We start from the raw sequence: 23704 nt of genomic DNA, 5'->3' as shown, positions 1-23704 counted from the left end.
GTCCGCAGGGTAGGAACGGGTGCGTGTCCACGCCGCCCACGGACGGGTTCCCGGGGCCGGGCGAGCGGATCGGTCAATACGAGATCGTCCGCCGGCTCGGGCTCGGCGGCATGGGCGTGGTGTTCGAGGCCGTCGACACGGTCCTGAGGCGGCGGGTCGCCCTCAAGGTGATCGCGCCGTACGTCGCCGACGACCCGGCGTTCCGGGCGCGGTTCACCCAGGAGGCGCAGGCCCAGGCGTCCCTCGACTCGTCCCACGTGGTCCCGGTGTTCGCCCACGGGGAGGCCGACGGCGCCCTCTACATCGCGTCACAGCTGATCCCCGGTGGTGACCTGGGCGCGATGCTCCGGGCCTCGGGCGCGCCGCCACCGCGGACCGCGCTCGACCTGGTCGCTCAGGTCGCGACCGGTCTCGGTGACGCCCACGCGACGGGGCTCGTGCACCGGGACGTCAAGCCGGCCAACGTGCTGGTGCGGACCCGCGGCGAGGAGGTGTCGGCGTACCTCACCGACTTCGGGATCGCCCGGCGCACCGGCGTCGACCCCGCGCTCGCCTCCGACGGGTGCGCGGACGGGACGCCCGGCTACCTGGCGCCGGAGCTGCACACGGGCGGGACGCCGGGACCGTCCACCGACGTCTACTCGCTCGGCTGCCTGCTGTGGGCGGCGCTGGTGGGGCGCGCGCCGTACGCCGGCGCCCCGGACAGGCTCGCCGGCGCCCACCGGTCCGCGCCGGTCCCGCAGCTCGCCGTGGGCGGGCCGTTCGAGCAGCAGGTCAACGCCATCCTGTGCCGCGCCATGGCGAAGAGCCCTCGCGACCGCTACCCGTCGGCGCACGCGCTCCGCGACGACCTGCGCCGCGTGCTGCGTGACTGCCCTGCCCCGCCGAGGGTCCAGGCGGCGGACCCCGAGGAGGGGCGGCCGGCCGGCCGCACCCGTCCGCGGGGTCTGGCCGGCGTGCTCGCGTCGACGTTCGTCGTCCTCCTCGCCGGCGGCGGCATCGGCCTCGCGCTCACCCTGCGCGGTGACAGCACCGACGAGCAGCGGGCGGTCACCAACATCGCGGCAGCGCTGGTCGAGGATGCCGACTTCGAGGAGCCCGAGGCCGAGTGCACCGCGCGGCGGCTCGTGGAGCGGTCCGGCGTCCAAGCGCTCCGGGAGCAGGGCCTGCTCGACGGCGACCTCGAGCTGACCGCCGACTCCGGCGGCAGCATCGACCCGCGGGTGCTCGCCGACGTCATCAGCGTCGGCGCCTCCTGCGTCTTCGAGAAGGTCGGCGGCGGTCAGCCGTCCGCGACGCGCACGAGGCCGGCCACGGTGGCGACGTACAACGTGCCGTCGGGTCCGAGGTAGATCGCGGCGTAGTGGTTGTTCCACTGGATCCCGGTGCCGGTCAGCCGGCTCCAGACCACCTTGCCGGTCCGGATGTCGATCGCGGAGACGTACCACGCGTCGACCAGGTCGTCGCGGACCGGCTTGGTGTAGGCGTAGACGAGCCCGTTGCCGAGGGACGCCTTCGCGACCGACGTCGGCGCGATCACCTCGTCGTTGGTCCAGGCCACCCGGCAGCCGTCGGCGCCGATGAGCACCCGTGCCATGCCGGGCGTCGTCGAGCGGCCGAGCATCGTCGACTGCACGCCGCTGTAGCCGTAGTTGTTCTCGATGATCACCGAGCTCCCCGCCGCCACGAGGCTGTTCTCGGTCGTGCTCGCACCTGAGGCGAGGACCGGCACCTTGCAGTGCTGCCGCCGCGTCACGCCGAGGCGCCGGTCGTAGACCACGACGTTGCTGCGCGGCTCGGCGTTGTCGGCGATCGCGAGCCACCTCCGGCCGATCAGGGTCGGCGACGTCCCGGATCCCTGCGAGAGCATGCCGGGCTTCTGGGTGGTGCCGCGGTCGTAGGCGCGACGCCAGGTGACGCGCGGCCGCCCGGAGTCGTCGGCGTCGAGGCGGTACGCCGCGTGCGTCGTGACCGCGTACATGCCGCCGGTCTCGTCGGCCGACACCGAGTTGAAGATCCCCTCGCCCGCCGGGAGCCGGACTACCCGGACCGTGCCGGTAGCGCGGTCCAGGGTGCCCACCGCTCCCTGCTGGCTGAACCACCAGAGCCGGCCGTCCCAGTCGACGCCGGTGGCGACCAGGCAGTCGTCCTCGGCGATGTACGACGCCATCGGCCAGTCACGCAACCGGGTCAGCGTCCCGCCCTCCGACACTGCGATCTCGGCGATCGTCCTGTCGGTGGTGGTCGCGAAGGCGTGGTCGTGAGGGTCGAGGAAGAAGTAGGTCCCCCCGCAGATGTCGGTCAGCGGGTTGGCGCCGCTGGTGAGGTCGCGGCCGGACACCAGCAGCTCGTCGACCGCCTCGAGCGTCACCGGGTCGATCACCATCATCGTGAAGCCCTCGAGCCCGCCGCAGAGCCCGACCAGCCGGTCCCGGGAGTCGAACGCGATCGTGGCGCACTCGCGGATGCCGTAGCTCCGCGACCGGACCGACAGCCGGCGCCCGAGCGGGCCGCTGACGTCGTACGCATCGGTGCTGTAGGCGTCGTTGTGCATGCTGCTCGTGCCGTTCGGCGACAGGTACGGGTGCTGCGGGACCTCGGGAGCGGCCAGCGGCCGCGGGGTGGCGGCGGAGCCCTCGAACTGCGGCACCAGCAGGTCCGTGGGGAGCGACGGGATCGGCAGCCCGGGGACCGCCGGGATCGGCGGCAGCGCCGGGTCGTCCGCGACCGCGGGTGTCGCCGGCCCGGTGAGCAGGACGAGGCCGAGGACGGCCGTCGCCGCGGAGAGCGTGCGCATCCCCGGAGTGTAGAACGCGTTCTACCTCTGCGTCAGGGGGTCAGTCGCGGGGCGGCGTCGTCCTGCCGAGGAGCCAGTCCTCGAAGAACGCGGTGAGCTCCTCGCCCGTGTGCTCCTCGATCCAGGCGAAGTACTCCTCGCGGTCGGCCGTGTCGTTCTCCTGCTCGGCCGGCCAGTCGCGGACCATGGCGAAGAACGCCTCGTCGCCGATGCGCTCGCGGAGCTCGTGCCACATGAGAGCGGGGCCGAAGTAGATGTTCCCCGACCCGAAGTTCCTCGGGTCGTAGTCGGCCGGCGGGCCGGCGTACGCCCGCTCCTCGCCCTCGAAGGCGGCCCACTGGTCCATCTTCTCGTCGACGGAGATGCCCTCGTCCTCGGCCTCCCACATGCCCTGGAGGTACATCGCCATGCCCTCGTTCATCCAGACGTCGCTCCAGTCGGCGGGGCTGACCGTGTCGCCGTACCAGTGGTGCGCGAGCTCGTGGACCACCACCGGCTTCGAGGTGGCGTACGGCGTCGCGCCGAGCGTCACCATCGTCTGGGTCTCCATCCCGCTCTCCCCGTCGTAGATGAGGATCCCGAAGGTGTCGAACGGGTAGGGGCCGAGGTACTCCTCCAGCCAGTCGATGGCCTCGGCGGCATACTCCGTCTCGCCGATGGCCGACGGGTCGTCGGTCGGACCCCAGATCGTCACCGGCACGCCGCTGTCGGACGCGAGCTCGATCGGCGTGTAGTCGGCGAACGCCACGGTCACGAGGTACGACGACGCGGGCTCGGCGAGGTGCCAGGTGGTCGTGCGCAGGCCTCCCTCCGTGGTGGTGTCGGTGAGCTCCCCGTTGGCGACCCCGGTCCAGGGCTCGGGGACGGTGAGGGTGAAGTCGTAGAGCGCCTTGTCGGCGGGCTGGTCGTTCGCGGCGAACCACGTGAACGCGCCGTACGGCTCCTGGATCGTCCAGACCTCGTGGTCGGGGGTGACGTGCCAGCCGACGCCCAGCTCGAAGTCCGACCGCAGGGTCGGCGCGTCGTAGGGCTCGGGGGTGCCGGAGTAGGACATCTCGAGCTCGTACTGCTCGTCCTCGGTGACGGGCAGCCGGACGAACAGGTCCTTGTCGTCCCGGTCGTAGCCGACCTCCTCGCCGTCGACGGTGAGCGAGTCGATCGCGAGCGCGTCGTCGAAGTCGAGCTGGAAGCGCTCCGCGTCGTCGGTCGCGCGGAAGGTCAGGACCTCGGTCGCCACCAGGGTGTCGGACTCGGGTGTCCACGCCAGGGAGAGGTCGTAGTGGAGCGCGTCGACGAGGGGGTCGCCCACCTCGGGATAGACCGAGTCCTCCCGCGTCTCGCTGACCGCCACGGCCGTGTCCTCGGCCATCTCGGTGTCCGGGGCCTCCGGTGTGGCGGTCCCGCTCGGCGGCGGTGTGGTCGGTCGGTCGGCAGTCTCGGCGCCGTCGCCACCACAGCCGGCGAGGACGAGAGCGAGGGCCGCAACGGGAAGAAGAATCGGAGGCCGGGGCAGGGACACCGCCACATCATGCCTGGAACCCGTGTCGTGACACCGTGTCCACCGTTGTTCCATTACGCCACGAGCGTCCTGGAGGAGGGGTTACGATCCGGACGCCGCTCAGCGGTCCCGGGGAGGGTCGCTGTCTCTCATTTGCGTTTAGGAGCTCCAGCCATGAAACGTCTTGCCCTCAGGGGCGCGCTGTTAGCCATGCTCGGCAGCGTCATCCTGCTACCGGGTGGTCCGAGCCACGCCGCGCCCGTCGTACCCACCAAGGCCGCGGCCGCGGCCCCGCGCCCGACCGACTTCGGCCTCCACGCGATGGGCTACGGCACCGCCATCAAGGGTGGGGACATCCCGCTCTCGTCCGGCGCCACCGGCTACGCGCACATCAGCTGCACGACGCTGGCCGGCCTCAACCGGTCCAACGGCCTCGCCCAGGTCGAGCTGCCGGGCCTCGGCACGATCGAGACGCTCGACACCAAGGTCGCGACGATCAAGAGGGGCAAGAAGGTCACCTCCATCGCGCGGCACTCGCTGGCCGGCATCACGCTCGTCGAGACCGAGCTCGGCAGCCTCGCGCTCGGCGCCGTGTCCTCGAAGGCCAAGGTCTGGCACGACGGCTCCGGCTTCCACTCCGAGGTCGACAGCCAGGTGGCCGGCATCGTGCTGACGCCTCCGGGTGGCGACCCGCAGGTGATCGAGATCCCGACGCCCGGCCAGCCGGTCGAGATCCCCGGCCTGCTGAGGATCACCCTCGGCGAGTCCAAGGTGACCAAGAAGCCCGGGTTCATCTTCGCCCGCGCGCAGGCCCTCCTCATCGAGATCCTGCCGACCAAGACCAAGGTCAAGGTCGCGCTCTCCCGTGCGCGCATGACCGACGACGTCGTCAACTCGATCATGAGCGGCTACGCCGCCGGCCTGAAGGGCAAGGTCCTCAACACCGGTGACGACACGATCGTCACCCTCGGCCGGACGCCCACCCGTCCCATTCCGTGCGAAGGGACCAACGGCGAGGTCAAGGCGACCAAGACGGTCGACCTCAACATCCCGTCGGCCATCGAGGTCGGTGTCGCCCAGGCCAAGGTCTTCGGCACCCAGTGGGGCCGCCGCCGGGCGCGCGCCTGGGCCGAGGGTTCGATCGCCAGCGTCTCGCTGGGTGGCGGTCAGCTCGTCATCGAGGGCATCAAGGGCCGCGCGAACGTGAAGCGGGTCCCGGGCAAGCTGGTCCGCAACACCAGGGGCACGGCGACGCTGAGCATCACCGCCGACGGTGAGCAGCACACCATCCCGCCGTCCGGCGTGCTCGAGATCCCCGGGCTGGCGAAGCTCGAGGAGAACGTCACCACGATGATTCGTGGCGGCATCGAGGTGGTCGCGCTGCGGGTCACCCTGCTCGACGGCGCCGGTGCCGTGATCGACCTCGGCGTCGCCCGCGTCCAGGTCAAGAAGGCGATTCGCTGACGCTGAACCGCTGACGCGCGACGGCCGCTCCCCGGCAGGGGGCGGCCGTCGTACTTTTCGGGTGGCGGGCGGGGCGAGCCGTGGCCGTGGAATACCCGGTCGACCGGGTATCCCACGGGTTGTCAGCCATTGCAGAGGCGGACAACCCGTGGAACAACCGGTCGACCGGGTATTCCACGCACGCCCCCGGCCAGCCGCCTCCCCGATTCAGGACAATTGACCTAGAACCCGTTGCCTCGGCGGTGCTCCGTCGTTGACGATGTGGCGGCGGTCACCGCGACCGCTGCGGGCTGGCGACAAGGGGTCGACGTGGGGCGCAGGCAGTCGGTGCGGGTCGGACTGGCGGTCGTCGCAGCGGCGACCGTGGTGGCGGCCGCGATCTCGGTCCCCGGCGGCACGAGCAGCGGTGCCCTCGACCTGACGGCCGCGGCCGAGCAGGACCGGAGCAGCAGCGACGTCCCGCACGTCGACCAGCCGGGCACGCCGCCGCACAGCCACCACGACCCGAGCACCAAGAACCTGATCTCCCGCGCCGGGTTCGAGGAGGGCACGGTCGACCCGACGACGGCGGAGCAGCGGAAGGCGGCGACGGCGTACGTCGAGCGCGAGCGCGCCCTGCCCGACCCCACGCTCACCGACGTGCGTGCCTACCCGGCGCGCACCACCGTGCCGCAGACCCGCTACGCGATGGCCGGTGCCTGCTACACCCTCCAGGCGCCGTCCGGCGCCTACGTCGTCCGGGACGGTGCGTCGGTCGCCCTGGCCGAGGTGCGGGCGTCGGCCGCTGCCCGCTTCTACTTCAAGGCGACCCGCCTCGGCGGCTACCTCCTCCACACCGCCGACGGGGTGCTGGCGAGCAGCGACGGAGCCATCGAGATCGTCGCCGAACCGAGCCGCGACGCGGACTGGACCGTCAACCGGCGCGCCACCGGGCGGTTCACCTTCCGTACCGTCGAGGGCGCCGCCCTGACCGCCCGGCGCGGCGACCTGGTCGCCGGTGACCGGGCGACGGGCTTCCGGTTGCAGCACGCGACCTCCCGCTGCTCCGCGTACCCGGAGGCGGGGATCAACATCGCCGGCCGGCCGCACGGCGGCGTGACGTCCTTCCAGGAGGTGCGCGGCTACGTCGACGCGCACACCCACGGCATGGCCTTCGAGTTCCTGGGCGGCGACGTGCACTGCGGGCGTCCGTGGCACACGTACGGCGCGCCGTACGCCCTCGTCGACTGCCCGGACCACACCCTCACCCAGGGCAACGGGGCGATCCTCGAGTCGTTCCTGTCCGGCGAGCCGTCGCACGACCCCGTGGGCTGGCCGACGTTCAAGGACTGGCCGGCGCCGAACTCGCTCACCCACGAGGGCACCTACTACCGCTGGCTCGAGCGCGCGTGGCGCGGCGGGCAGCGGCTCTTCGTGAACCTGCTGGTCGAGAACAACAAGATGTGCCAGCTCTACCCGATCAAGCACAACTCCTGCGACGACATGGACTCGATCCGGCTGCAGGCGAAGGACATGTACGAGTTCCAGGACTACGTCGACGCGCAGTTCGGGGGGCCGGGCTTGGGGTTCTACCGGATCGTGCGGACGCCGTTCGAGGCCCGCCGGGTCATCAACGCCGGGAAGATGGCCGTGGTCATGGGCATCGAGACCAGCATCCCGTTCGGGTGCACGTTCAAGGAGGTCCTCGGCAAGGACCAGCCGGCGTGCGACGTCGCGGAGATCGACGCCAACCTCGAGGAGATGCACACCCTCGGCGTCCGCCAGATGGAGCTCGTCAACAAGTTCGACAACGCGCTCTCCGGGGTGGCCGGGGACTCCGGCGAGGTCGGGCTGTTCGTCAACTCCGCCAACTTCCTCGAGACCGCGAGCTTCTGGCAGATGGAGCACTGCGAGCCGGCCGACGGCGAGAGCCACGACAAGAACCAGACAGCGCTGCCGACGCTGCCCGAGCAGGACGCGATCTTCGGCGCGATCTACGCCCTCTTCGGAGACGCGGTGGCGCTGCCGCAGCTGCCCGTCTACCCGCCGCCGGCACACTGCAACAAGCGCGGCCTGACGGATCTCGGCAAGCACCTGATCCGGGGCCTCGCGAAGCGGCACATGATCTTCGACCCCGACCACATGAGCGTGAAGGCGCGGCAGGCGTCGATGGACCTCATCGAGGAGATCGACTACCCCGGTGTCATCTCGAGCCACTCCTGGTCGACGCCCGACACCTATCCGCGGATCTACCGGGCGGGCGGGTTCATCACGCCGTACGCCGGTGACTCGACCGGCTTCGTCGACAAGTGGCGTCGCCACGTCGAGTGGGCGGACCCGCGCTACTACTGGGGCATCGGCTTCGGCGCCGACATCAACGGCCTCGGCGCGCAGGGCGACCCGCGCGGCAGTGACGTCCCGAACCCCGTCACCTACCCGTTCACCGGCATCGGTGGTGTCCAGGTCGCCAAGCAGCGGGCAGGGGAGCGGGTCTGGGACATCAACGTCGACGGTGTCGCGCAGTACGGCCTCTACCCCGACTGGGTCGAGGACCTGGGTCTCGTCGCCGACGCTCAGCACGCGGGCGACGGAGCCGCGATCCGCGACGACATGGGGCGCGGTACCGAGGCCTACCTCCAGATGTGGGAGCGCGCGGTCGGCATCGCGCCCGACTCGTGCCGCAACCCCGGCCTGCGCCGGTCGGTCGCCAGGGTCCGGAGCCTGGTGCAGCCGGGCATGAGCACGACCGAGGTGATGCGGAGGGTCGGTCAGCCGTTCCGCCGGCTGGGCCGGACCTACGGCGTCTGCGCGAAGACCGCCGACGACCCGCGGGTGATGGTCCGGATCGTGTTCGACAGGACCGGGCACGTCGTGCGCGTCGTCGCGCCGTAGGGGCCGCGTGGGAGTGAGGTCTTCCTCACTCCGTCCCGGACGTTACCAGCGGGTAGGATCCCGGCGACGGTGCGCTCGAGCCTCGGGTGTGCCCACGCCTCGGGCAATCAGCCCGGGACCTGGAGTCGGGATTCCGTAGTCTGAGCCCGATTCCCCGGATATTGGAGTGCGACGTTGACCCTGACGCTGATCGTTGGCCTGCTGCTCAACGCGATCATCCTGCCGCTGGCGGCCAAGCGGGTGTGGTTCCTCTACCGCCTGATCTCCCACGGGCAGCCGGCGCCGGACCGCCTCGAGAACGTCACCAAGCGCACCGCGGGCGCCATCCGCGACCAGCTCCGTGAGGTCGTCGGACAGGGCCGCCTCCTGAAGTGGTCGGTGCCCGGCATCGCCCACGCGTTCGTCATGTACGCGTTCCTGATCCTCGCCTCGGTCTACCTCGAGGCCTACGGCGTGCTCCTGTCGCGCAACCCCGAGTGGGCGATCCCGGTCATCGGGCACTGGGACGTCATCGGCTTCGGCCAGGACCTGATCGGCGTCCTCTGCCTGGTCGGTCTCGCGACCTTCACGATCATCCGGCTGCGCAACGACCCGGCGAAGATCGGCCGGAAGTCGCGGTTCAAGGGCTCCCACCTCGGCGGCGCCTGGCTGACGCTGTTCATGATCTTCAACGTCATCTGGACGATGTTCCTGTTCCGCGGCGCTGCGTCGGCCGCCGGCAACTTCCCCTACGGGAAGGGCGCGTTCGCGTCGTACGGGCTCGGCACGATCTTCGACGGCCTGAGCCACGATGCCCTCGAGGTGGTCGAGCACGTCGGCCTGCTGCTCCACATCGGGGTCATGCTCGTCTTCCTGCTGCTGGTGCTGCACTCCAAGCACCTCCACATCTTCGTGGCGCCGCTGAACGTCATGTTCAAGCGGCCCGACGCGGCGGCCAACGGCGAGAACCCGAGCTCGGTCGCCCTCGGCAAGGTCAAGCCGATGATGAACGACGGCAAGCCGGTCACCCTCGACGACGTCGACGACCTCGACGAGGACGCCACCCTCGGCATCGGCAGCATCAACGACTTCTCGTGGAAGGGCGTCCTCGACTTCGCGTCCTGCACCGAGTGCGGCCGCTGCCAGTCGCAGTGCCCCGCTTGGAACACCGAGAAGCCGCTCTCCCCGAAGATGCTCATCATGAACCTCCGCGACCACGCGTTCGCGGCGGCGCCGTACAACCTGGCGTCCGAGGAGAAGCGCGGCTCGCTCGACCCGGCGATCGTCGCGGAGGCGGAGCGGCCGCTGGTCGGCGAGACCGAGGGTGTCGCCTGGCACCCCGACGGCGGCGCGGTCATCGACACCGACGTGCTGTGGTCCTGCACGAACTGTGGCGCCTGCGTCAACCAGTGTCCGGTCGACATCGAGCACGTCGACCACATCACCGACATGCGCCGCTACCAGGTGCTGGTGGAGTCGAACTTCCCCTCCGAGCTCAACGGCCTCTTCCGTGGCCTCGAGAACAACGGCAACCCGTGGAACATGTCGCCCCGCGGCCGGATGGACTGGGCGAAGGGCCTGCCGTTCGACGTCAAGGTCGTCGGAGAGACCATCGAGTCGCTCGACGAGGTCGAGTGGCTGTTCTGGGTCGGCTGTGCCGGCGCCTACGAGGACCGCGCCAAGAAGACCACCCGTGCGGTGGCCGAGCTGCTCGACCTCGCCGGCGTCTCGTTCGGTGTGCTCGGCAACGGCGAGACCTGCACCGGTGACTCCGCGCGCCGGGCCGGCAACGAGTTCGTGTTCCAGGGCCTCGCCCAGCAGAACATCGAGACGCTCAAGGACGCGAAGGCCAAGCAGGTCGTGTCCACGTGCCCGCACTGCATGAACACGCTCAAGAACGAGTACCGCGACCTGGGCATCGAGCTCGAGGTCATCCACCACACCCAGCTGCTCAACCGGCTGGTCCGTGAGGGCAAGCTGACGCCGGTCGCCGACGGCGAGGGCGCGCACCAGCGCAAGATCACCTACCACGACCCGTGCTTCCTGGGTCGCCACAACCAGGTCTACACGCCGCCGCGGGAGCTCCTGCAGATCATGCCGGGCGCCGAGGTCACCGAGATGGAGCGCAGTGGCGAGCGGTCCTTCTGCTGTGGCGCCGGTGGTGCCCGGATGTGGATGGAAGAGACCATCGGCGAGCGGATCAACGTCAACCGCACGAACGAGGCCGTCGCCACCGGCGCCGACCAGATCGCCGTCGGCTGCCCGTTCTGCCGCGTGATGCTCGCCGACGGCCTCACCGAGGCGCAGGACACCGGCAGCGCGCGGGCCGAGGTCGAGGTCCTCGACGTCGCCCAGATGCTGCTGGCGTCGGTCAAGGGCGAGGTCGCGACCAAGCTGAAGCCGGGCGAGGGCGCCGACCCTGGCGCCGTCAAGGCCAAGAAGGCCGAGGAGCAGGAGCTCGACGACCCGGCCAAGGTGGGCGCGGCTGCGAAGGCCTCGGCCGACTCCGGGGGCTCCTCGCTGTTCGACGAGGCTCCCGCAGAGGCCCCGGCCGCCAAGGCCGAGCCGGCCGGTGGCTCGCTGTTCGACGAGGCTCCCGCGGAGGCCCCGGCGGCCAAGGCCGAGCCGGAGTCGGGCGGTTCGCTGTTCGACCAGGGCGGCTCGCTGTTCGACACGCCGGCCGAGAAGCCGGCTGAGAAGCCTGCCGAGAAGCCTGCCGAGAAGCCGGCACCGGCCGAAGCCAAGGCCGAGCCGGCGTCGGGTGGCTCCCTGTTCGACCAGGGCGGTTCGCTCTTCGACGCCGTTCCTGCCGAGGAGGCGCCGGCTGAGAAGAAGCCCGAGCCGGCCGAGGCCAAGGCCGAGCCGGCCGCGGAGAAGCCTGCCCCGGCTGCGGAGAAGCCCGCTCCGGCAGAGGCTGCGCCTGCGGCCGACCTGAGCGGGAGCCTCTTCGACATCCCGGCCGCCTCGGAGCCCACCCCGGCTCCGGCCGCGCCTGCTGCCGAGGAGCCTGCCGCGGAGGAGGAGCCTGCCGCGGAGGAGGAGCCCGTCGCCGAGGAGAAGAAGCCGGCCGCACCGGCCACGCCTCCGGCAAGCTCGTCGGGCGAGAAGAACGAGCCGCGCACCGACGTGGACATCTCGGGATCGGGCTCGCTCTTCGACCTCTGAGGAACTGCCGCGACGCCGCTGGGTGCGGTCGGGTAGGAATGGCGCGTGGACGACATCGCGAACCTCGCCGACGAGTACCAGCAGTTCCGCTACCGACAGAACCCGATGTGGGCCCACATGTCGGGGGAGTACTCCGTCGCCGGCACCTACACCGACGTGAGCGCCGCCGCGGAGGAGGCGGCGGTCAAGGAGGCGCGGGAGTTCGCAGCCCGTGCCGAGGCGGTTCCCGAAAAGGGCCTCGACGAGCAGGAGCGGCTGTCCCGCGCGGTACTGGTGTGGGACGCGAGCTCGACGGCCGAGCTCGGCGAGCTCCGCTCGGCGGAGTACTCCGCCAACCCGATCTTCGGCGCCCAGGCGTCCCTCGGGATGTACCTCCCGAAGCTCTCGATCCCGACTCCCGAGGTTGCGGACGCCATGGTCGACAAGCTCCGGGGCATCGCGCAGTACTTCAACGATCTCTCCGACCGGCACCGTGACGGCGTTGCGGCCGGGCGCACGCCCGCCGCCTTCGCGGCCGCCGACACCATCCAGCAGCTCGACGAGTGGCTCACCACGCCGGCGGGCGAGGACCGGCTGCTCCGGATCGCCGCGACGCCCGACGGCGTCGACCGCGACGCGCTGCTCGCCGGCCTGCAGCAGGTGGTCGAGGACGATGTCCGGCCCGCGTTGGCGACGTACCGCGCCGTGCTCCACGACGAGGTGATGCCCGTCGCGCGCGAGGACGAGCAGGTCGGACTGCTGCACGTGCCCGGCGGGGAGGAGGCCTACGCGCGGCTCACCCGCTACTACACGACCACCGACCTGACCCCGCAGGAGATCCACGAGATCGGGCTCGAGCAGGTGGCCGAGCTCGAGCGGCAGTACTCCGAGCTCGGGCCGGACGTCGTCGGGACCGACCACGTGCCGACGATCCTCGCCGCCCTGCGCGACGACCCGTTGCTCCACCACACCAGCGGCGACGACATTGTCGAGGCGTCGAAGGCGGCGATGGCCAAGGCGCGGGGCGTGATGGGCGACTGGTTCGGCCGGCTGCCCAAGTCGGACTGCGAGGTCGAGCCGACGACCAGCGGTGCGGTCGCCTACTACTTCCGGCCCGCCATGGACGGCAGCCGCGGCGGCGTCTTCTTCATGAACGTGTCCGATCCCGAGGGGTGGGGCCGCTACGAGATCGAGTCGACGTCCTACCACGAAGGCATCCCGGGCCATCACCTCCAGATCGCGATCGCCCAGGAGCTCGAGGACCTTCCGGACTTCCGCAAGACGGCGTTCGTGACGGCTTACAGCGAGGGCTGGGGCCTCTACACCGAGCGGCTCGCCGACGAGATGGGTCTCTACGGCTCACCTCTGGACCGGATGGGCATGCTCGCCGCCGACTCGATGCGCGCGTGCCGGCTCGTGGTCGACACCGGCATGCACGCCCTGGGCTGGACCCGGCAGCAGGCGATCGACTACCTGCTCCAGAACTCGGAGAAGTCCCTCGGTCACGCCACCGCCGAGATCGACCGCTACGCCGTCACGCCCGGCCAGGCGCTGTCCTACATGATCGGCCGGCTCGAGATCCTGCGGATCCGTGAGGCCGCGCAGCAGCGGCAGGGCGACCGGTTCGACATCAAGGCGTTCCACGACGCGGTGCTCGAAACGGGCGCGCTGCCGCTCTCGGTGCTGGCCGACCACGTGGAGCGGCGCCTGGCCTGACGCTCAGGAGGAGCTGCTGGCCTTCCCGCCCTTGCGGCCGGCCTTCTTCTTCTGCGCGGTGGTGCCGCCCTGGCTGCTGTTGCCGCCCTTGCCGGACTTCTTGCCACCGTTCTTCGAGGAGTCCTTGGAGTTGGAGATCTTCGCGGCGCGCTCCTTCGACATGCCCTTGTCCTTCAGGGCCTCGTACTGCTTCTCGTTCTTGACGTTCGCCGACTTGCTGGGCATCGCTGCCTCCTCCGGTTGTGCCTCACAGGAGTGGTACCCAGATGCGCCCGAGGCATGGCCGATCCGCCGGGAACCGGCGAGCTGTCGCAGGGCGTGGGCGGTGGAGCTCTGGATCGACGAGGACGGCGAGATCTATGCCGTCAACCAGGCAGGCGCGCCGCCCGCGGATTAGGGAGCGGGGAAGACGTACCCCAGCACCGACAGCTCCCGGCCGCCCTCGCACTCGCCGTCGACCGAGGCGTACCCGTCCGCCCGCTCTGCGCACCGGTGGAGCGGGACCGTGCCCGGCTGCTCGGACAAGAACGCGTAGCCGGCCAGCCGTCCCCTCTCGCCGGACTCTCCGCAGCTGGCGGCGAGGAACCGGTCGCCGTTCGCGGCGGTGCACTCGAACAGTGCCTGGCGGCCGGGCTGCGGCGTGCCGAGCAGGTAGCCGGCGGCCGGGCGGGCGTCGTACAACCTCTTCACGGGGGCAGAGGTGTCGAACCGGTCGCCGTCGCCGACGTAGCGGGTGAGGGCCACCATCGAGCGCGGCGCGTCGTCCTCCTCCACGTCGGTGACCGACACCCGGCGGCGGACCAGGTAGCGCTCGCCGTGAAGGGTGTCGCCGGGGAAGACGTAGAGATGGAACAGGTAGAACTCGTCGGACCAGTAGCGGGAGCCGTTCTCCGCGACGATCGAGGTGTAGCCGAAGATCTGGCCGTCGTCGACCTCGCTCCAGTCCACGCGGATCTGGCTCGGCAGGAACGGGACGATCGGCTCGGGCAGAGCCGTGAAGTGGACGCCGTCGGTTGATGCCTGGAGCACGATGCCGCCGCTGGCCGGGTGCTGCCGGGTCAGCACCACCTCGCCCGAGGGCAGGTGGAGGCTCGCCGAGGACGCCGTCAGCGCGGTCTCGAGCGCGGCGGCCCGGCCGCCGCGAGCATCCTGGGTCCAGCGCGCGCGGCCGTACTCGTCCACGGTGTAGCTGTGCCACGAGCCCGGCACGCCGCCGGACGAGACCGGCGCCCGGGCGACGCTGGTGACCGTCCTCAGGTCGGGCAGGACGTTGCGGTAGTAGAGGTAGTAGTAGCCGCCCCGACGGACGATCGACGGCTCTCCGCGCCCGGTGTGGTGGCCCTCGACCGAGCCCGTCGGGCTGCTGAGCACCTGGTTGTCGGGGTAGCCCGGCTTCGTGAACGTGCGACCGCCGTCGCGCGACTCGGCGTAGGCGACCGACTTGTCGGTCTCCTTGTTCGGGTAGTCGCACTTCCACTCGGCGTGGTACCAGCCGCGGAGCAGCCGTGGGTTCTCCTGGTCCCGCTCCACGGCCTTCAGCCAGGCGCCGCAGTCGTCCCACAGCGTCGGCTCGGAGCCCGCCTCGATCGCGAGGTCACCGGTCGGCTCGACGTCGGCGACGCTGCTGCCCTCGAGGAGCATCGTGTGGGTGTTGCCGACGTAGCCGCGCACGGTGTCGCCGACCTTGATGCCGTTGAACAGCGAGTCGACGTACCTGCTGGGACCCATCACGATCTCGGGCGGCCCGACCCAGAACGCGGCGTCGGCGAGCGCCGGCCCGGTGTCGGCCGGCGACTGCTCGCCGGTGGCGTCCGGTCGCTCTCCCGGCGCGTCCGGGCCGCGTGGGTCGTCGCCGAGCGTGCAGGCGGCGAGCACCGCCACCAGCACGAGCAGGAACGATGCCCCCCGTCGACCCGTCATGGTCACCAGCCTGCCTGACGACTGGCTGACGTCAGTTTTGATGTTGACATGACGTCACTATGACGTCATAGTGATGCACATGGACATCACCCCGTACGTCGACAGCCTCCGCCGCGACCTGCTGGCCGCTGCGGAGAGCGCGGGGGAGGAGGCGCGGCAGATCGCCGAGCGCCTCGGCTACGCCCTCGATCCCTCAGCCCGGCTCGCCCTGATGGAGGCGATCAGCCAGGCTGCCGCCGAGATCACCGCGGCGATGCCGGCCGGCGGGGTCGACGTCCGCCTCGACGGCCGCGACCTCGACTTCGTCGTCCAGGCGCCGCAGGCCACGCCGCCGGCGGCGCCGCTGCCCCCGCCGCCGCCCGCCCCTCCGGTCCCCGGGGAGGCGATCGAGGAGGGGCTGGCCCGGATCACCGTCCGGATGCCGGAGTCGGTCAAGACCAAGGCCGAGGACGCCGCGGCTGCCGCCGGTCAGTCCCTCAACACCTGGCTGGTCAACCTGGTGCGCTCGGCGACCAGCGACACCGCCATCCACGTCGACGTCGACCTGTCCAGCATCCCGTTCGGTGGCGACTTCCCCTTCGGGAAGCGCGGCAACCGCCGGGTCACCGGCTGGCTCTGAGACCACCAACCCCCACCGATCCAGGAGATCCCCATGCCCGAACACAGCTTCGACACGCCCCGGCCCGTCCAGCTCTACGTCGAGAACGGCAGCGGCCACGTCCACGTGACGGCCGCCGACGTCACCACGACCGAGGTCCGGGTCGAGGGCAAGCACGCCGACCAGGTCGAGGTGGAGTGCTCGACCAGCGGCGAGGTCAGCGTGATCGCCCCCAAGAACCGCGGTCTCTTCGGTGACCAGAAGCTCGCGATGGACATCGTGCTGCCCACCGACAGCTCGCTGGTCGTGAAGAGCGGCAGCGCCGACGTCCGCGTGGCCGGCCGGGTGGCCGACGCCTCGGTCAAGTCCGGCTCGGGCGACGTCAGCGTCGAGCGGGTCGCCGGCGCCGGGTCGATCGACACCGGGTCCGGTGACGTCGCCCTGACCGACATCGCCGGCGAGCTCCGGGTCCGCAGCGGCTCCGGCGACGTGGTCGCCGACCACCTGCGCGCCGCCGCGTCGATCTCGACCGGCTCCGGCGACGTGCGCGTCGAGCACGCCGAGGGCCCCCTCCGGGTCAAGACCGGCTCCGGTGACCTCGACGTCGCCCGCGCCGAGGCCGACGTCACCATGACCACGGGTTCGGGCGATACCGTGGTCCGGCAGGCTTCGCGCGGCCGGATCACCAGCAAGGGCGCCTCCGGCGACATCCGGATCGGCGTGCCCGTCGGCACCCCGGTGTGGACCGACATCACCACCGTCAGCGGCACGGTCCGCTCGGGGCTGGAGGGGGTCGGCGAGCCCGAGCCGGGGGCCGACTACGTCGAGGTGCGGGCCACCACCGTGTCCGGTGACGTCCACCTGCTGCCGGCCTAGCGGCCGACGCGAACGAGCCCATCCGCTGTCGGTGGCGACTGCTTGAGTAGACCCATCGACACGACGCGCAGCGAGAGGAGGAATCACGATGATCGAACCGAGTTCCGAGCTCCGGGTCCGCCAGGAGATCGCCGAGAAGATCGCCCGTGCCGACCGCCGCCGGGTCGCTGTCCGGGTCAAGGCCGGCCGCCGCGCGCGCCGCGCAGGCCTCGACTCCCTCTGACCCCATCGGCCGCTCTCTCTGCGGTCGTCCCGGCCATCCGCGCCGCGCTCGTGGCAGGGTCGGTGCAATAACCGTGCACCTGACTTGTCGTTGAGCCTGGGCACGGCTTACGAGGGAGCCTCATGAACTACCTGCTGCGTCACGCCCTGCTCGCTGCCGCCCTGTCCGCGGTGGTCGGGGCCGGCCTCGCCGCGCCGGTCACCGTCGCGGCCGCTGCACCGGACCGGCCGGCCGCCGTCGTGCCTGCCGCGGCCGCGCCGGTCGCGAGCCGGTGGAAGCCCCGGCCGACGGAGTACCCGGACACGGTCACGACCACGGACCTCCGGATCCGGATGGACGACGGCGTCGTCCTACGGGGTGATCTGATCCGGCCGGCCGACGCCGCAGGTGAGGCGGTCGACAAGAAGCTGCCCGTGATCGTGATGATCACCGCCTACAACAAGACCGTGATTGCGCGCGGGGGCGGTGGCCTGGCGGGCGCCGGACCGGCGTACCTCGTCCGGCGCGGCTACAACTACCTCGTCGTCGACGCCCGCGGCACCGGCAGCTCCGGCGGCACCTGGGCGGCGTTCAGCGCCCGGGAGAACAAGGACGCCGGCAAGATCGTCGGCTGGGCGCACCGCCAGGACTGGAGCAACGGCAAGGTCGGCATGGCCGGTGCGTCGTACATGGGCATCAGCCAGCTCATGGCAGCCGGCCACCACCCGCCGGGGCTCAAGGCGATCTTCCCGCAGGTGCCGGGTGCCGACGTCTACCGCGACATCGTGGCCTCGGGTGGCCAGATCGACGTCGGGTTCATGCCGCTCTGGCTCGGCCTGGTGACCGGGACCGGCCTGATCCCGCCGGCCTACGTCGGCAGCGACCCGACCTCGGCGATCGGCGTGCTGATCGACCACCTGGTCGCCGGCGGCCAGTTCACCCTGCCCCTCGCGCTGCAAGCGCTCTTCGGCCAGAGCCCCGCCTACGACGGGCCGTTCTACCGCGAGCGCTCGGCCATCAACTACATCGACGACGTCACGGTGCCGACCTTCCTGATCGGCGGCGAGCACGACCTCTTCCAGCGCGGCACGCCGATGCTGTTCGAGAAGCTGCAGCGCAACGGCGCACCCGTGCGGATGATCGTCGGCCCCTGGGACCACCTCGAGGGGTCCTCGGGCGCCAAGGTGGGCGAGGCGGGCCACGGCTCGCTGGCCGAGCTGCAGCTGCGGTGGTTCGACCACTGGATCAAGGGCCGTGACGGCCGGCTCGGTGAGATCGCGCCGGTCACCTACTTCGAGCAGGGCTCCGACCGCTGGCGCACCGCGCGGAAGTGGGTCGACCGCCGGAAGGGCGTCCACACCCGGCTCCTGTCCGGCACGTCGATGCAGGGTGGCAAGTACGGCGGCCTCCGCAAGGAGCGCGGCCTCGCCGGTGAGTCGACCCTGGTCCCGCTGCCGGTGTCGGGCCTCTGCACGAGGTCGGCCAACCAGTGGACGGCCGGGATCATGAACCAGATCTGGCCCACCAACCCCTGCCTCGTCGACAACAACGTCAACGACTACACCGGGCTGACCTTCCAGACCCGGCGCCTGGAGCGCCCCGTCCGCTTCCGCGGACCGATCAACGCGCGCCTCTTCGTCTCCTCCCTGGGCGGTGACGGGATGTTGTCGGTCGCGGTCGAGGACGTCGCACCCGACGGCACGGTCACCCGGCTCACGGGGGGCTGGCAGGTCATCTCGCAGCGCAAGCTGGTCAGGTCGAGGTCCCGCTACCTCGACGGGCGCCTGATCCAGCCGTGGCACCCCTTCACCAAGGCGTCGAAGGACCCGCTGTCGAGGGGCGAGATCGCCCCGGTCGACGTCGAGATCTTCCCGACCGCTGCGGTGATCCGGCCCGGCCACCGGCTCCGGTTCACCGTCCAGGGCTTCGACGTGCCGCACCTGCTCGCGCCGATCCCGGACATCCCGACCCAGGCGCTCCCGATCACGCTCCACACCGGGCCCCAGCACCCGTCGGTGATCACCTTCCCGGGCCGGCAGAAGCGCTAGCGGTCAGGAGCGCATCGCGACGCCCTCGCGCCAGTAGCCCATGAACGCGACCTGGCCGCGGTCGATCCCGAGCTCGTTGACGAGCCGGCGACGCAGCCCGGTGACGACCTTGGACTCACCCGCGATCCACGAGTAGAGGCCGGCGTACGGGGTGTCGTCCATCGGCACCCGGGTGGCTTCCGCGACCTGCTCCCCGGAGGAGGAGTGCACCGGGGTCTCCCAGAGGTCGGGGTCGATCTCGTCGTCACCGACCTCGGGCGCGGTCTCGGCGGTCCCGGTGAGCCAGGCGATCACGGCGGCGTGCAGGCTTGCGCCGCGCGGGGCGTCGCCGCGGGGCAGCCAGGTCAGCTCCAAGCCGGTCGGCCTGGCGACGTCGCGCTGGATGTCCTCCGCTGTCGGCACCTCGACGAACGCCGCGCCGGTGGCGTCGGCCGGCAGGTCGCGCAGGATGCCGCGGATCGCGGGTACGGCGGTCTCGTCTCCTGCGAGCAGCAGTCGGGTCGCCGTACCGGGCGACCACTCGACGCCGCCGAAGTCGTGGCCGAGGCGCGGCGCGAGGACCACCACCCGGTCGCCGGCGCTAGCCCGCAGCGCCCACTCGTTGCCGGGACCGGAGTGCTCGCCGGGCGCGTGCACGACGATGTCCACCACGAGCCGGGTGTCGGCGCCCGAGCCGACCAGGTCCCGGATGGTGTAGGTCCGCATGCAGCCGCGCTCGCCCTCGGGGATCTTCAGCCAGGTCGCCCACCAGGACTCGTCCATGTCCTCGAACGACGGCAGGGCCCCGGCGGCGTTCGGGAAGACGATCTTCATCCGCTGGTCGTAGAGGGCGCCGGGGGTGCCGCACTCGGCCAGGCCGGGGCCGGCGAGCTCCACCCTGACGAACGACGGCGAGACGCGCTCGGCACGGAGCACCTCGACCTCGTCCAGGATCATGGGGAGGCCGGCGAGGTACGCGTTCTTCGTGACGGTCACGAAGGTTAGGTTAGCCTAACTTCTGCGACGCCCTCAGATCTGGGTGCGGTGGAAGCTCAGGTAGGACCGCGACGGGGTCGGGCCGCGCTGCCCCTGGTAGCGCGAGCCGTACTTCTCCGAACCGTAGGGATGCTCGGACGGCGAGGTGAGCCGGAAGAAGCAGAACTGGCCGATCTTCATGCCGGGGTAGAGCTTGATCGGCAGCGTCGCGACGTTGGCGAGCTCGAGCGTGACGTGGCCCGAGAAGCCGGGGTCGACGAAGCCGGCGGTCGCGTGGGTGAGCAGGCCGAGCCGGCCGAGCGACGACTTGCCCTCGACGCGGGCCGCGACGTCGTCGGGCAGCGAGACCATCTCGTAGGTCGACCCGAGCACGAACTCGCCCGGGTGCAGGATGAACGGGTCGTCGCCCTCGGGCTCGACGATGCGGGTCAGGTCGGACTGGTCCGCCGCCGGGTCGATGTGGGGGTACTTGTGGTTCTCGAACACCCGGAAGTACCGGTCGAGCCGGACGTCGATCGACGACGGCTGCAGCATCGCCGGGTCGTAGGGATCCATCGCGATCCGTCCGGCGTCGATCTCGGCGATGATGTCGCGGTCGCTCAGCAGCACGTGCGGCACCCTATCCGTTGACTCCGCGACCGGCCGCCGGACAGTGCTGCACAATAGGCCGGTGACTTTCCAGAGGTACGTCGCCCTCGGCGACTCCTTCACCGAGGGTGTCGGGGACACCGACCCGACGCGACCCAACGGCTGCCGCGGCTGGGCGGACCGGGTCGCCGAGGTCCTCGCCCTCCGGTCGCCGGACTTCGGGTACGCCAACCTCGCCATCCGCGGCCGCAAGCTGCCGGCGATCATCGACGAGCAGGTCGGCCCGGCGATCGACCTGGCGCCGGATCTCGTCACCATCCACGGCGGCGGCAGCGACGTGCTCCGGCCGAAGGTCGACCTCGACCTGCTGGCGTCGGCGTACGACGAGGCGGTCGGCCGGCTCGCAGCGACCGGTGCGCGGGTCGTGATGTTCACGATCGCCGACCCGGGACTCAACCCGGTGATGCGGCTGATCCGCGGCCGCACGGCGGTCTTCAACGAGTGGGTGCGCGAGATCGCCGAGAAGCACGACGCGACCCTGGTCGACATGTGGCGGATGCGTGGCTGGAAGGTCGCCGAAATCATGGACGCCGACCGGCTCCACCTCAACCCTGCCGGGCACCAGGCGATCGCCATCGCCGTGCTCGACCGGCTCGGCGTACCCCACGACCTGGTGCCGCTCGCGGTGCCCGAGGTTCCGGAGCTCGCGCGGCGCGCCCAGCGGCAGGCCGACCTGGCGTGGGCCCGCGCGCACCTGGCCCCCTGGGTGGCGCGCCGGATCACCGGCCGCTCGTCCGGCGACGGTGTGGAGCCGAAGCGTCCGGGCCTGACCCCTATCGGGTAACATTCCGACCGCGCGGATGTTGCGCGCACGCGGACGTAGCTCAGTTGGTAGAGCGTCAGCTTCCCAAGCTGAATGTCGCGAGTTCGAACCTCGTCGTCCGCTCCGTAGCTGAGTCACTGTCGACGCGGCAGGAGCCACACCAGGACCGCCGCGACGACGAGCAGCAAGGCGCCGACGAGGCCCGCACGGGCGTACCCCGCGATCGTCGCGGTCGCGGCATCGGCACCCGCCGCGAGCTCATCCCTCGTCGTCAGGCTCATCACCGACGTCAGCAAGGCGGTGCCCAGTGCCGCCCCGACCTGCTGGGCGGAGTTGACCGCCGATCCGGCCACGCCGCTCTCTGCGCCTGCTCCCAGGGTGGCGACGTCGCCGGCCGTGATCATGACGACCGTCCCGCCTGCTCCGAGCAGCAGCATCGCGGGCAGCACGCCGCCGCCGTAGCTCGACTCGGGCCCGAGCACGGTGAAGGTCGCCACGGCTGCTGCTGCGAGAACCAAGCCGAGCGCGAGCACCAAAGCCGCTGAGGCGCGCGCCCGCAACGCCGGGAGCAGCCACGTGGTGAGGACGGCGCCGACGGCGAGGGGCAGGAAGGCCAGCCCGATCTGCACCGGGCTCAGGCCCCGGACCTCCTGGAGGAACGACGTCAGCACGAACATGCCCGCAAACATGGCGACGCCGACGAAAGCGGCCGCGACGTAGGCAGCGACCCGGTTCCGGTCGGCCACCAGGTGCAGGGGGACGAGGGGCTGCTCGACACGACGGAGCGCAGCGACGAACAGTCCGAGCCCGAACAGTCCGCCCGCCAGCAGGCCGAGCGTCCCGCCGTGCCGCCAGCCCCATGCAGTGACCCGGTCGAGACCCGCCACCAGCGCCGCGAGCGAGAGGCAGACGAGGACTGCGCCGACGACGTCGACGCGGCTCCCCTCGCGTCGAGGTCCTGCCGGCGCGGTCCGCAGGATGACCCCGGCCACCGCCAGGGCCAGCGGGACGTTGACCAGGAGGCACCAGCGCCACGACAAGACGTCCACCAGCGCGCCGGCCAGCAAGAACGACCCCGCGGTGCCGATGCCCATCACCACCCCGAGCACTCCGAAGGCGATCTCGCGGTCTCTTCCGTACGGGAAGCTGACCGACATCAGCGACACTGCCGTCGCGGCGACGAATGCTCCTGACCCGCCCTGCAAGGCGCGTGCGAGGAGCAGGATCCCGCCGTCGGGGGCCATGCCACCGATGAGCGAGGCACCCGCGAACCCGACCAAGCCCGCCACGAGGCAGCGCCGGAGGCCGACCACGTCCGCCAGGCGGCCCGCGAAGAGGATGAAGGTGCCGAACGCCAGCGAGTAGAGCGTGACCACTAGCTGGGTCGCCCCGGTGGAGAGCGCAAGGTCGGACCGTGCTGCCGGGAGGGCGACGTTCATGATCGTCACCGCAGCGAAGACGAGCAGGTTGGCCCCGGTGAGCGAAGCCAGGGCCCACCAACGCCGGGAGCCCCGTACGGCGTGGTCCGGGGTGGTGCCGACGGCCGTCATGCCACCTCCTCGGCCGGGACGGCCAACGCCTCGGCGAGCACGGCCAGGCGTCGGCCCTGCAGACGGGCCGCCGTGAGGACCTCCCGGCTCGGCGGTCCGTCGCCCCCGACGCTGCTGATGCCGTACGGGTTTCCGCCGGCGGCGTGCGCGACGTCGTAGTCGACGTAGCCGCTCGGAACGATGATCGACCCCCAGTGGCAGAGCGTGTGGAACAGCGCGAGCAAGGTCGCCTCGTGGCCGCCGTGCCGCTCGTAGGCACTGGTGAATCCGATCGCCGGCTTGCCGGCCAGCTGCCCGGCGTTCCAGGCGTCGCTGGTCGAGTCGAGGAACTGTTTGAGCTGGGACGCGGGCTGACCGAACCGGGTCGGCGTGCCGAAGGCGAACCCCTCGGCCCACACCAGGTCGTCGACGGTCGCGCAGGGGATGTGGGCGGTCGCTTCCAGGTGTGCACGCCACTCGTCGTTGCGCTCGATGACCTCTGAGGGCACCAGCTCGGCAACCCGACGCAGCCGGACCTCCGCGCCTGCTTCGCGAGCTCCTGTCGCGACCGCTTCCGCAAGCGCGTGGACCGTGCCGGTCGAGGAGTAGTAGACGACGGCGACGCGGGACATGGAGACCTCCTGACATCAGATAATGGAATATAATTCCAGAATCT

Annotated in this window: 18 protein-coding genes and 1 tRNA gene; 11 read left to right on the top strand and 8 right to left on the bottom strand. The window is 71.1% G+C overall.

What is annotated here, in order from left to right:
• Positions 1-23 precede the first annotated feature (23 nt).
• The gene (locus tag F0U47_RS09400) at positions 24-1352 is read left to right on the top strand and encodes a serine/threonine-protein kinase (protein WP_149750013.1); all 1329 of its coding nucleotides are present in this window, start codon (positions 24-26) and stop codon (positions 1350-1352) included.
• Here the strand turns inward: F0U47_RS09400 and F0U47_RS09395 are convergent.
• Complete coding sequence (locus tag F0U47_RS09395; protein WP_149750012.1) at positions 1283-2797, bottom strand: SMP-30/gluconolactonase/LRE family protein; 1515 nt, start codon at positions 2795-2797, stop codon at positions 1283-1285. The two genes, F0U47_RS09400 and F0U47_RS09395, sit on opposite strands and share 70 nt — an antisense overlap.
• Before the next feature lie 40 nt (positions 2798-2837).
• On the bottom strand, positions 2838-4316 hold the full coding sequence (locus F0U47_RS09390) for a M1 family metallopeptidase (RefSeq protein WP_188111245.1): 1479 nt from the start codon (positions 4314-4316) through the stop codon (positions 2838-2840).
• 153 nt (positions 4317-4469) lie between these two features.
• Between F0U47_RS09390 and F0U47_RS09385 the strand changes: the two genes are divergently transcribed.
• The 4 genes from F0U47_RS09385 to F0U47_RS09370 all read left to right on the top strand — a co-directional run bounded on the left by F0U47_RS09385 (position 4470) and on the right by F0U47_RS09370 (position 13469).
• Positions 4470-5759, top strand: a complete 1290-nt coding sequence (locus F0U47_RS09385; RefSeq protein WP_149750010.1) for a choice-of-anchor P family protein — start codon at positions 4470-4472, stop codon at positions 5757-5759.
• A 309-nt stretch (positions 5760-6068) separates the two neighbouring features.
• Positions 6069-8630, top strand: a complete 2562-nt coding sequence (locus F0U47_RS21100; RefSeq protein WP_188111244.1) for a peptidase — start codon at positions 6069-6071, stop codon at positions 8628-8630.
• A gap of 174 nt (positions 8631-8804) precedes the next feature.
• On the top strand, positions 8805-11774 hold the full coding sequence (locus tag F0U47_RS09375) for a (Fe-S)-binding protein (protein WP_149750009.1): 2970 nt from the start codon (positions 8805-8807) through the stop codon (positions 11772-11774).
• Positions 11775-11819: 45 nt separating this feature from the next.
• The gene (locus F0U47_RS09370) at positions 11820-13469 is read left to right on the top strand and encodes a DUF885 domain-containing protein (protein WP_149750008.1); all 1650 of its coding nucleotides are present in this window, start codon (positions 11820-11822) and stop codon (positions 13467-13469) included.
• Positions 13470-13472: 3 nt separating this feature from the next.
• Here F0U47_RS09370 and F0U47_RS09365 read toward each other — a convergent pair whose 3' ends face one another.
• Together F0U47_RS09365 and F0U47_RS09360 are read right to left on the bottom strand one after the other, a co-directional pair.
• A complete protein-coding gene (locus F0U47_RS09365; protein ID WP_149750007.1) occupies positions 13473-13694 on the bottom strand; it encodes a DUF7218 family protein in 222 nt (73 codons plus the stop codon).
• A gap of 168 nt (positions 13695-13862) precedes the next feature.
• Positions 13863-15389, bottom strand: coding sequence for a hypothetical protein (locus F0U47_RS09360; RefSeq protein ID WP_149750006.1), 1527 nt, complete (start codon positions 15387-15389; stop codon positions 13863-13865).
• 79 nt (positions 15390-15468) lie between these two features.
• Between F0U47_RS09360 and F0U47_RS09355 the strand changes: the two genes are divergently transcribed.
• The 4 genes from F0U47_RS09355 to F0U47_RS09345 all read left to right on the top strand — a co-directional run bounded on the left by F0U47_RS09355 (position 15469) and on the right by F0U47_RS09345 (position 19113).
• A complete protein-coding gene (locus F0U47_RS09355) occupies positions 15469-16008 on the top strand; it encodes a pilus assembly protein HicB (RefSeq protein ID WP_246159540.1) in 540 nt (179 codons plus the stop codon).
• Positions 16009-16041: 33 nt separating this feature from the next.
• Entirely contained in the window at positions 16042-16863 is an 822-nt protein-coding gene (locus F0U47_RS09350) for a DUF4097 family beta strand repeat-containing protein (RefSeq protein WP_149750004.1), read from the top strand.
• An 88-nt stretch (positions 16864-16951) separates the two neighbouring features.
• Entirely contained in the window at positions 16952-17086 is a 135-nt protein-coding gene (locus F0U47_RS22000) for a hypothetical protein (protein ID WP_281290967.1), read from the top strand.
• Positions 17087-17208: 122 nt separating this feature from the next.
• Positions 17209-19113 (top strand): CocE/NonD family hydrolase, encoded by a 1905-nt coding sequence (locus tag F0U47_RS09345; protein WP_149750003.1) that lies wholly within the window; start codon positions 17209-17211, stop codon positions 19111-19113.
• 3 nt (positions 19114-19116) lie between these two features.
• Here the strand turns inward: F0U47_RS09345 and F0U47_RS09340 are convergent, their stop codons facing one another.
• Together F0U47_RS09340 and dcd are read right to left on the bottom strand one after the other, a co-directional pair.
• A complete protein-coding gene (locus F0U47_RS09340; protein ID WP_246159539.1) occupies positions 19117-20088 on the bottom strand; it encodes a siderophore-interacting protein in 972 nt (323 codons plus the stop codon).
• Positions 20089-20121: 33 nt separating this feature from the next.
• The gene (dcd, locus tag F0U47_RS09335) at positions 20122-20697 is read right to left on the bottom strand and encodes a dCTP deaminase (protein WP_149750002.1); all 576 of its coding nucleotides are present in this window, start codon (positions 20695-20697) and stop codon (positions 20122-20124) included.
• 61 nt (positions 20698-20758) lie between these two features.
• Between dcd and F0U47_RS09330 the strand changes: the two genes are divergently transcribed.
• Entirely contained in the window at positions 20759-21520 is a 762-nt protein-coding gene (locus tag F0U47_RS09330; RefSeq protein WP_223162704.1) for an SGNH/GDSL hydrolase family protein, read from the top strand.
• Positions 21521-21549: 29 nt separating this feature from the next.
• Positions 21550-21622, top strand: a tRNA-Gly gene (locus F0U47_RS09325).
• An 11-nt stretch (positions 21623-21633) separates the two neighbouring features.
• Here the strand turns inward: F0U47_RS09325 and F0U47_RS09320 are convergent.
• Both F0U47_RS09320 and wrbA read right to left on the bottom strand, forming a co-directional pair.
• Positions 21634-23049 (bottom strand): MFS transporter, encoded by a 1416-nt coding sequence (locus tag F0U47_RS09320; protein WP_149750000.1) that lies wholly within the window; start codon positions 23047-23049, stop codon positions 21634-21636.
• Complete coding sequence (wrbA, locus tag F0U47_RS09315; protein WP_149749999.1) at positions 23046-23660, bottom strand: NAD(P)H:quinone oxidoreductase; 615 nt, start codon at positions 23658-23660, stop codon at positions 23046-23048. Before wrbA ends, F0U47_RS09320 begins: the two co-directional genes overlap by 4 nt.
• Positions 23661-23704 lie beyond the last annotated feature (44 nt).

This window comes from Nocardioides antri (assembly GCF_008373765.1).
In the GTDB taxonomy this organism is placed as follows: domain Bacteria; phylum Actinomycetota; class Actinomycetes; order Propionibacteriales; family Nocardioidaceae; genus Nocardioides; species Nocardioides antri.
This window is presented reverse-complemented; position numbering and strand designations above follow the sequence as displayed.

Bases quoted from the DNA above. Each gene is read 5' to 3' on its own strand.
- F0U47_RS09395 (WP_149750012.1), bottom strand. From the start codon at position 2,797: ATGCGCACGCTCTCCGCGGCGACGGCCGTCCTCGGCCTCGTCCTGCTC.
- F0U47_RS09385 (WP_149750010.1), top strand. From the start codon at position 4,470: ATGAAACGTCTTGCCCTCAGGGGCGCGCTGTTAGCCATGCTCGGCAGC.
- F0U47_RS09365 (WP_149750007.1), bottom strand. From the start codon at position 13,694: ATGCCCAGCAAGTCGGCGAACGTCAAGAACGAGAAGCAGTACGAGGCC.
- F0U47_RS09360 (WP_149750006.1), bottom strand. From the start codon at position 15,389: ATGACGGGTCGACGGGGGGCATCGTTCCTGCTCGTGCTGGTGGCGGTG.
- F0U47_RS09355 (WP_246159540.1), top strand. From the start codon at position 15,469: ATGGACATCACCCCGTACGTCGACAGCCTCCGCCGCGACCTGCTGGCC.
- F0U47_RS09350 (WP_149750004.1), top strand. From the start codon at position 16,042: ATGCCCGAACACAGCTTCGACACGCCCCGGCCCGTCCAGCTCTACGTC.
- F0U47_RS22000 (WP_281290967.1), top strand. From the start codon at position 16,952: ATGATCGAACCGAGTTCCGAGCTCCGGGTCCGCCAGGAGATCGCCGAG.
- F0U47_RS09345 (WP_149750003.1), top strand. From the start codon at position 17,209: ATGAACTACCTGCTGCGTCACGCCCTGCTCGCTGCCGCCCTGTCCGCG.
- F0U47_RS09320 (WP_149750000.1), bottom strand. From the start codon at position 23,049: ATGACGGCCGTCGGCACCACCCCGGACCACGCCGTACGGGGCTCCCGG.
- wrbA (WP_149749999.1), bottom strand. From the start codon at position 23,660: ATGTCCCGCGTCGCCGTCGTCTACTACTCCTCGACCGGCACGGTCCAC.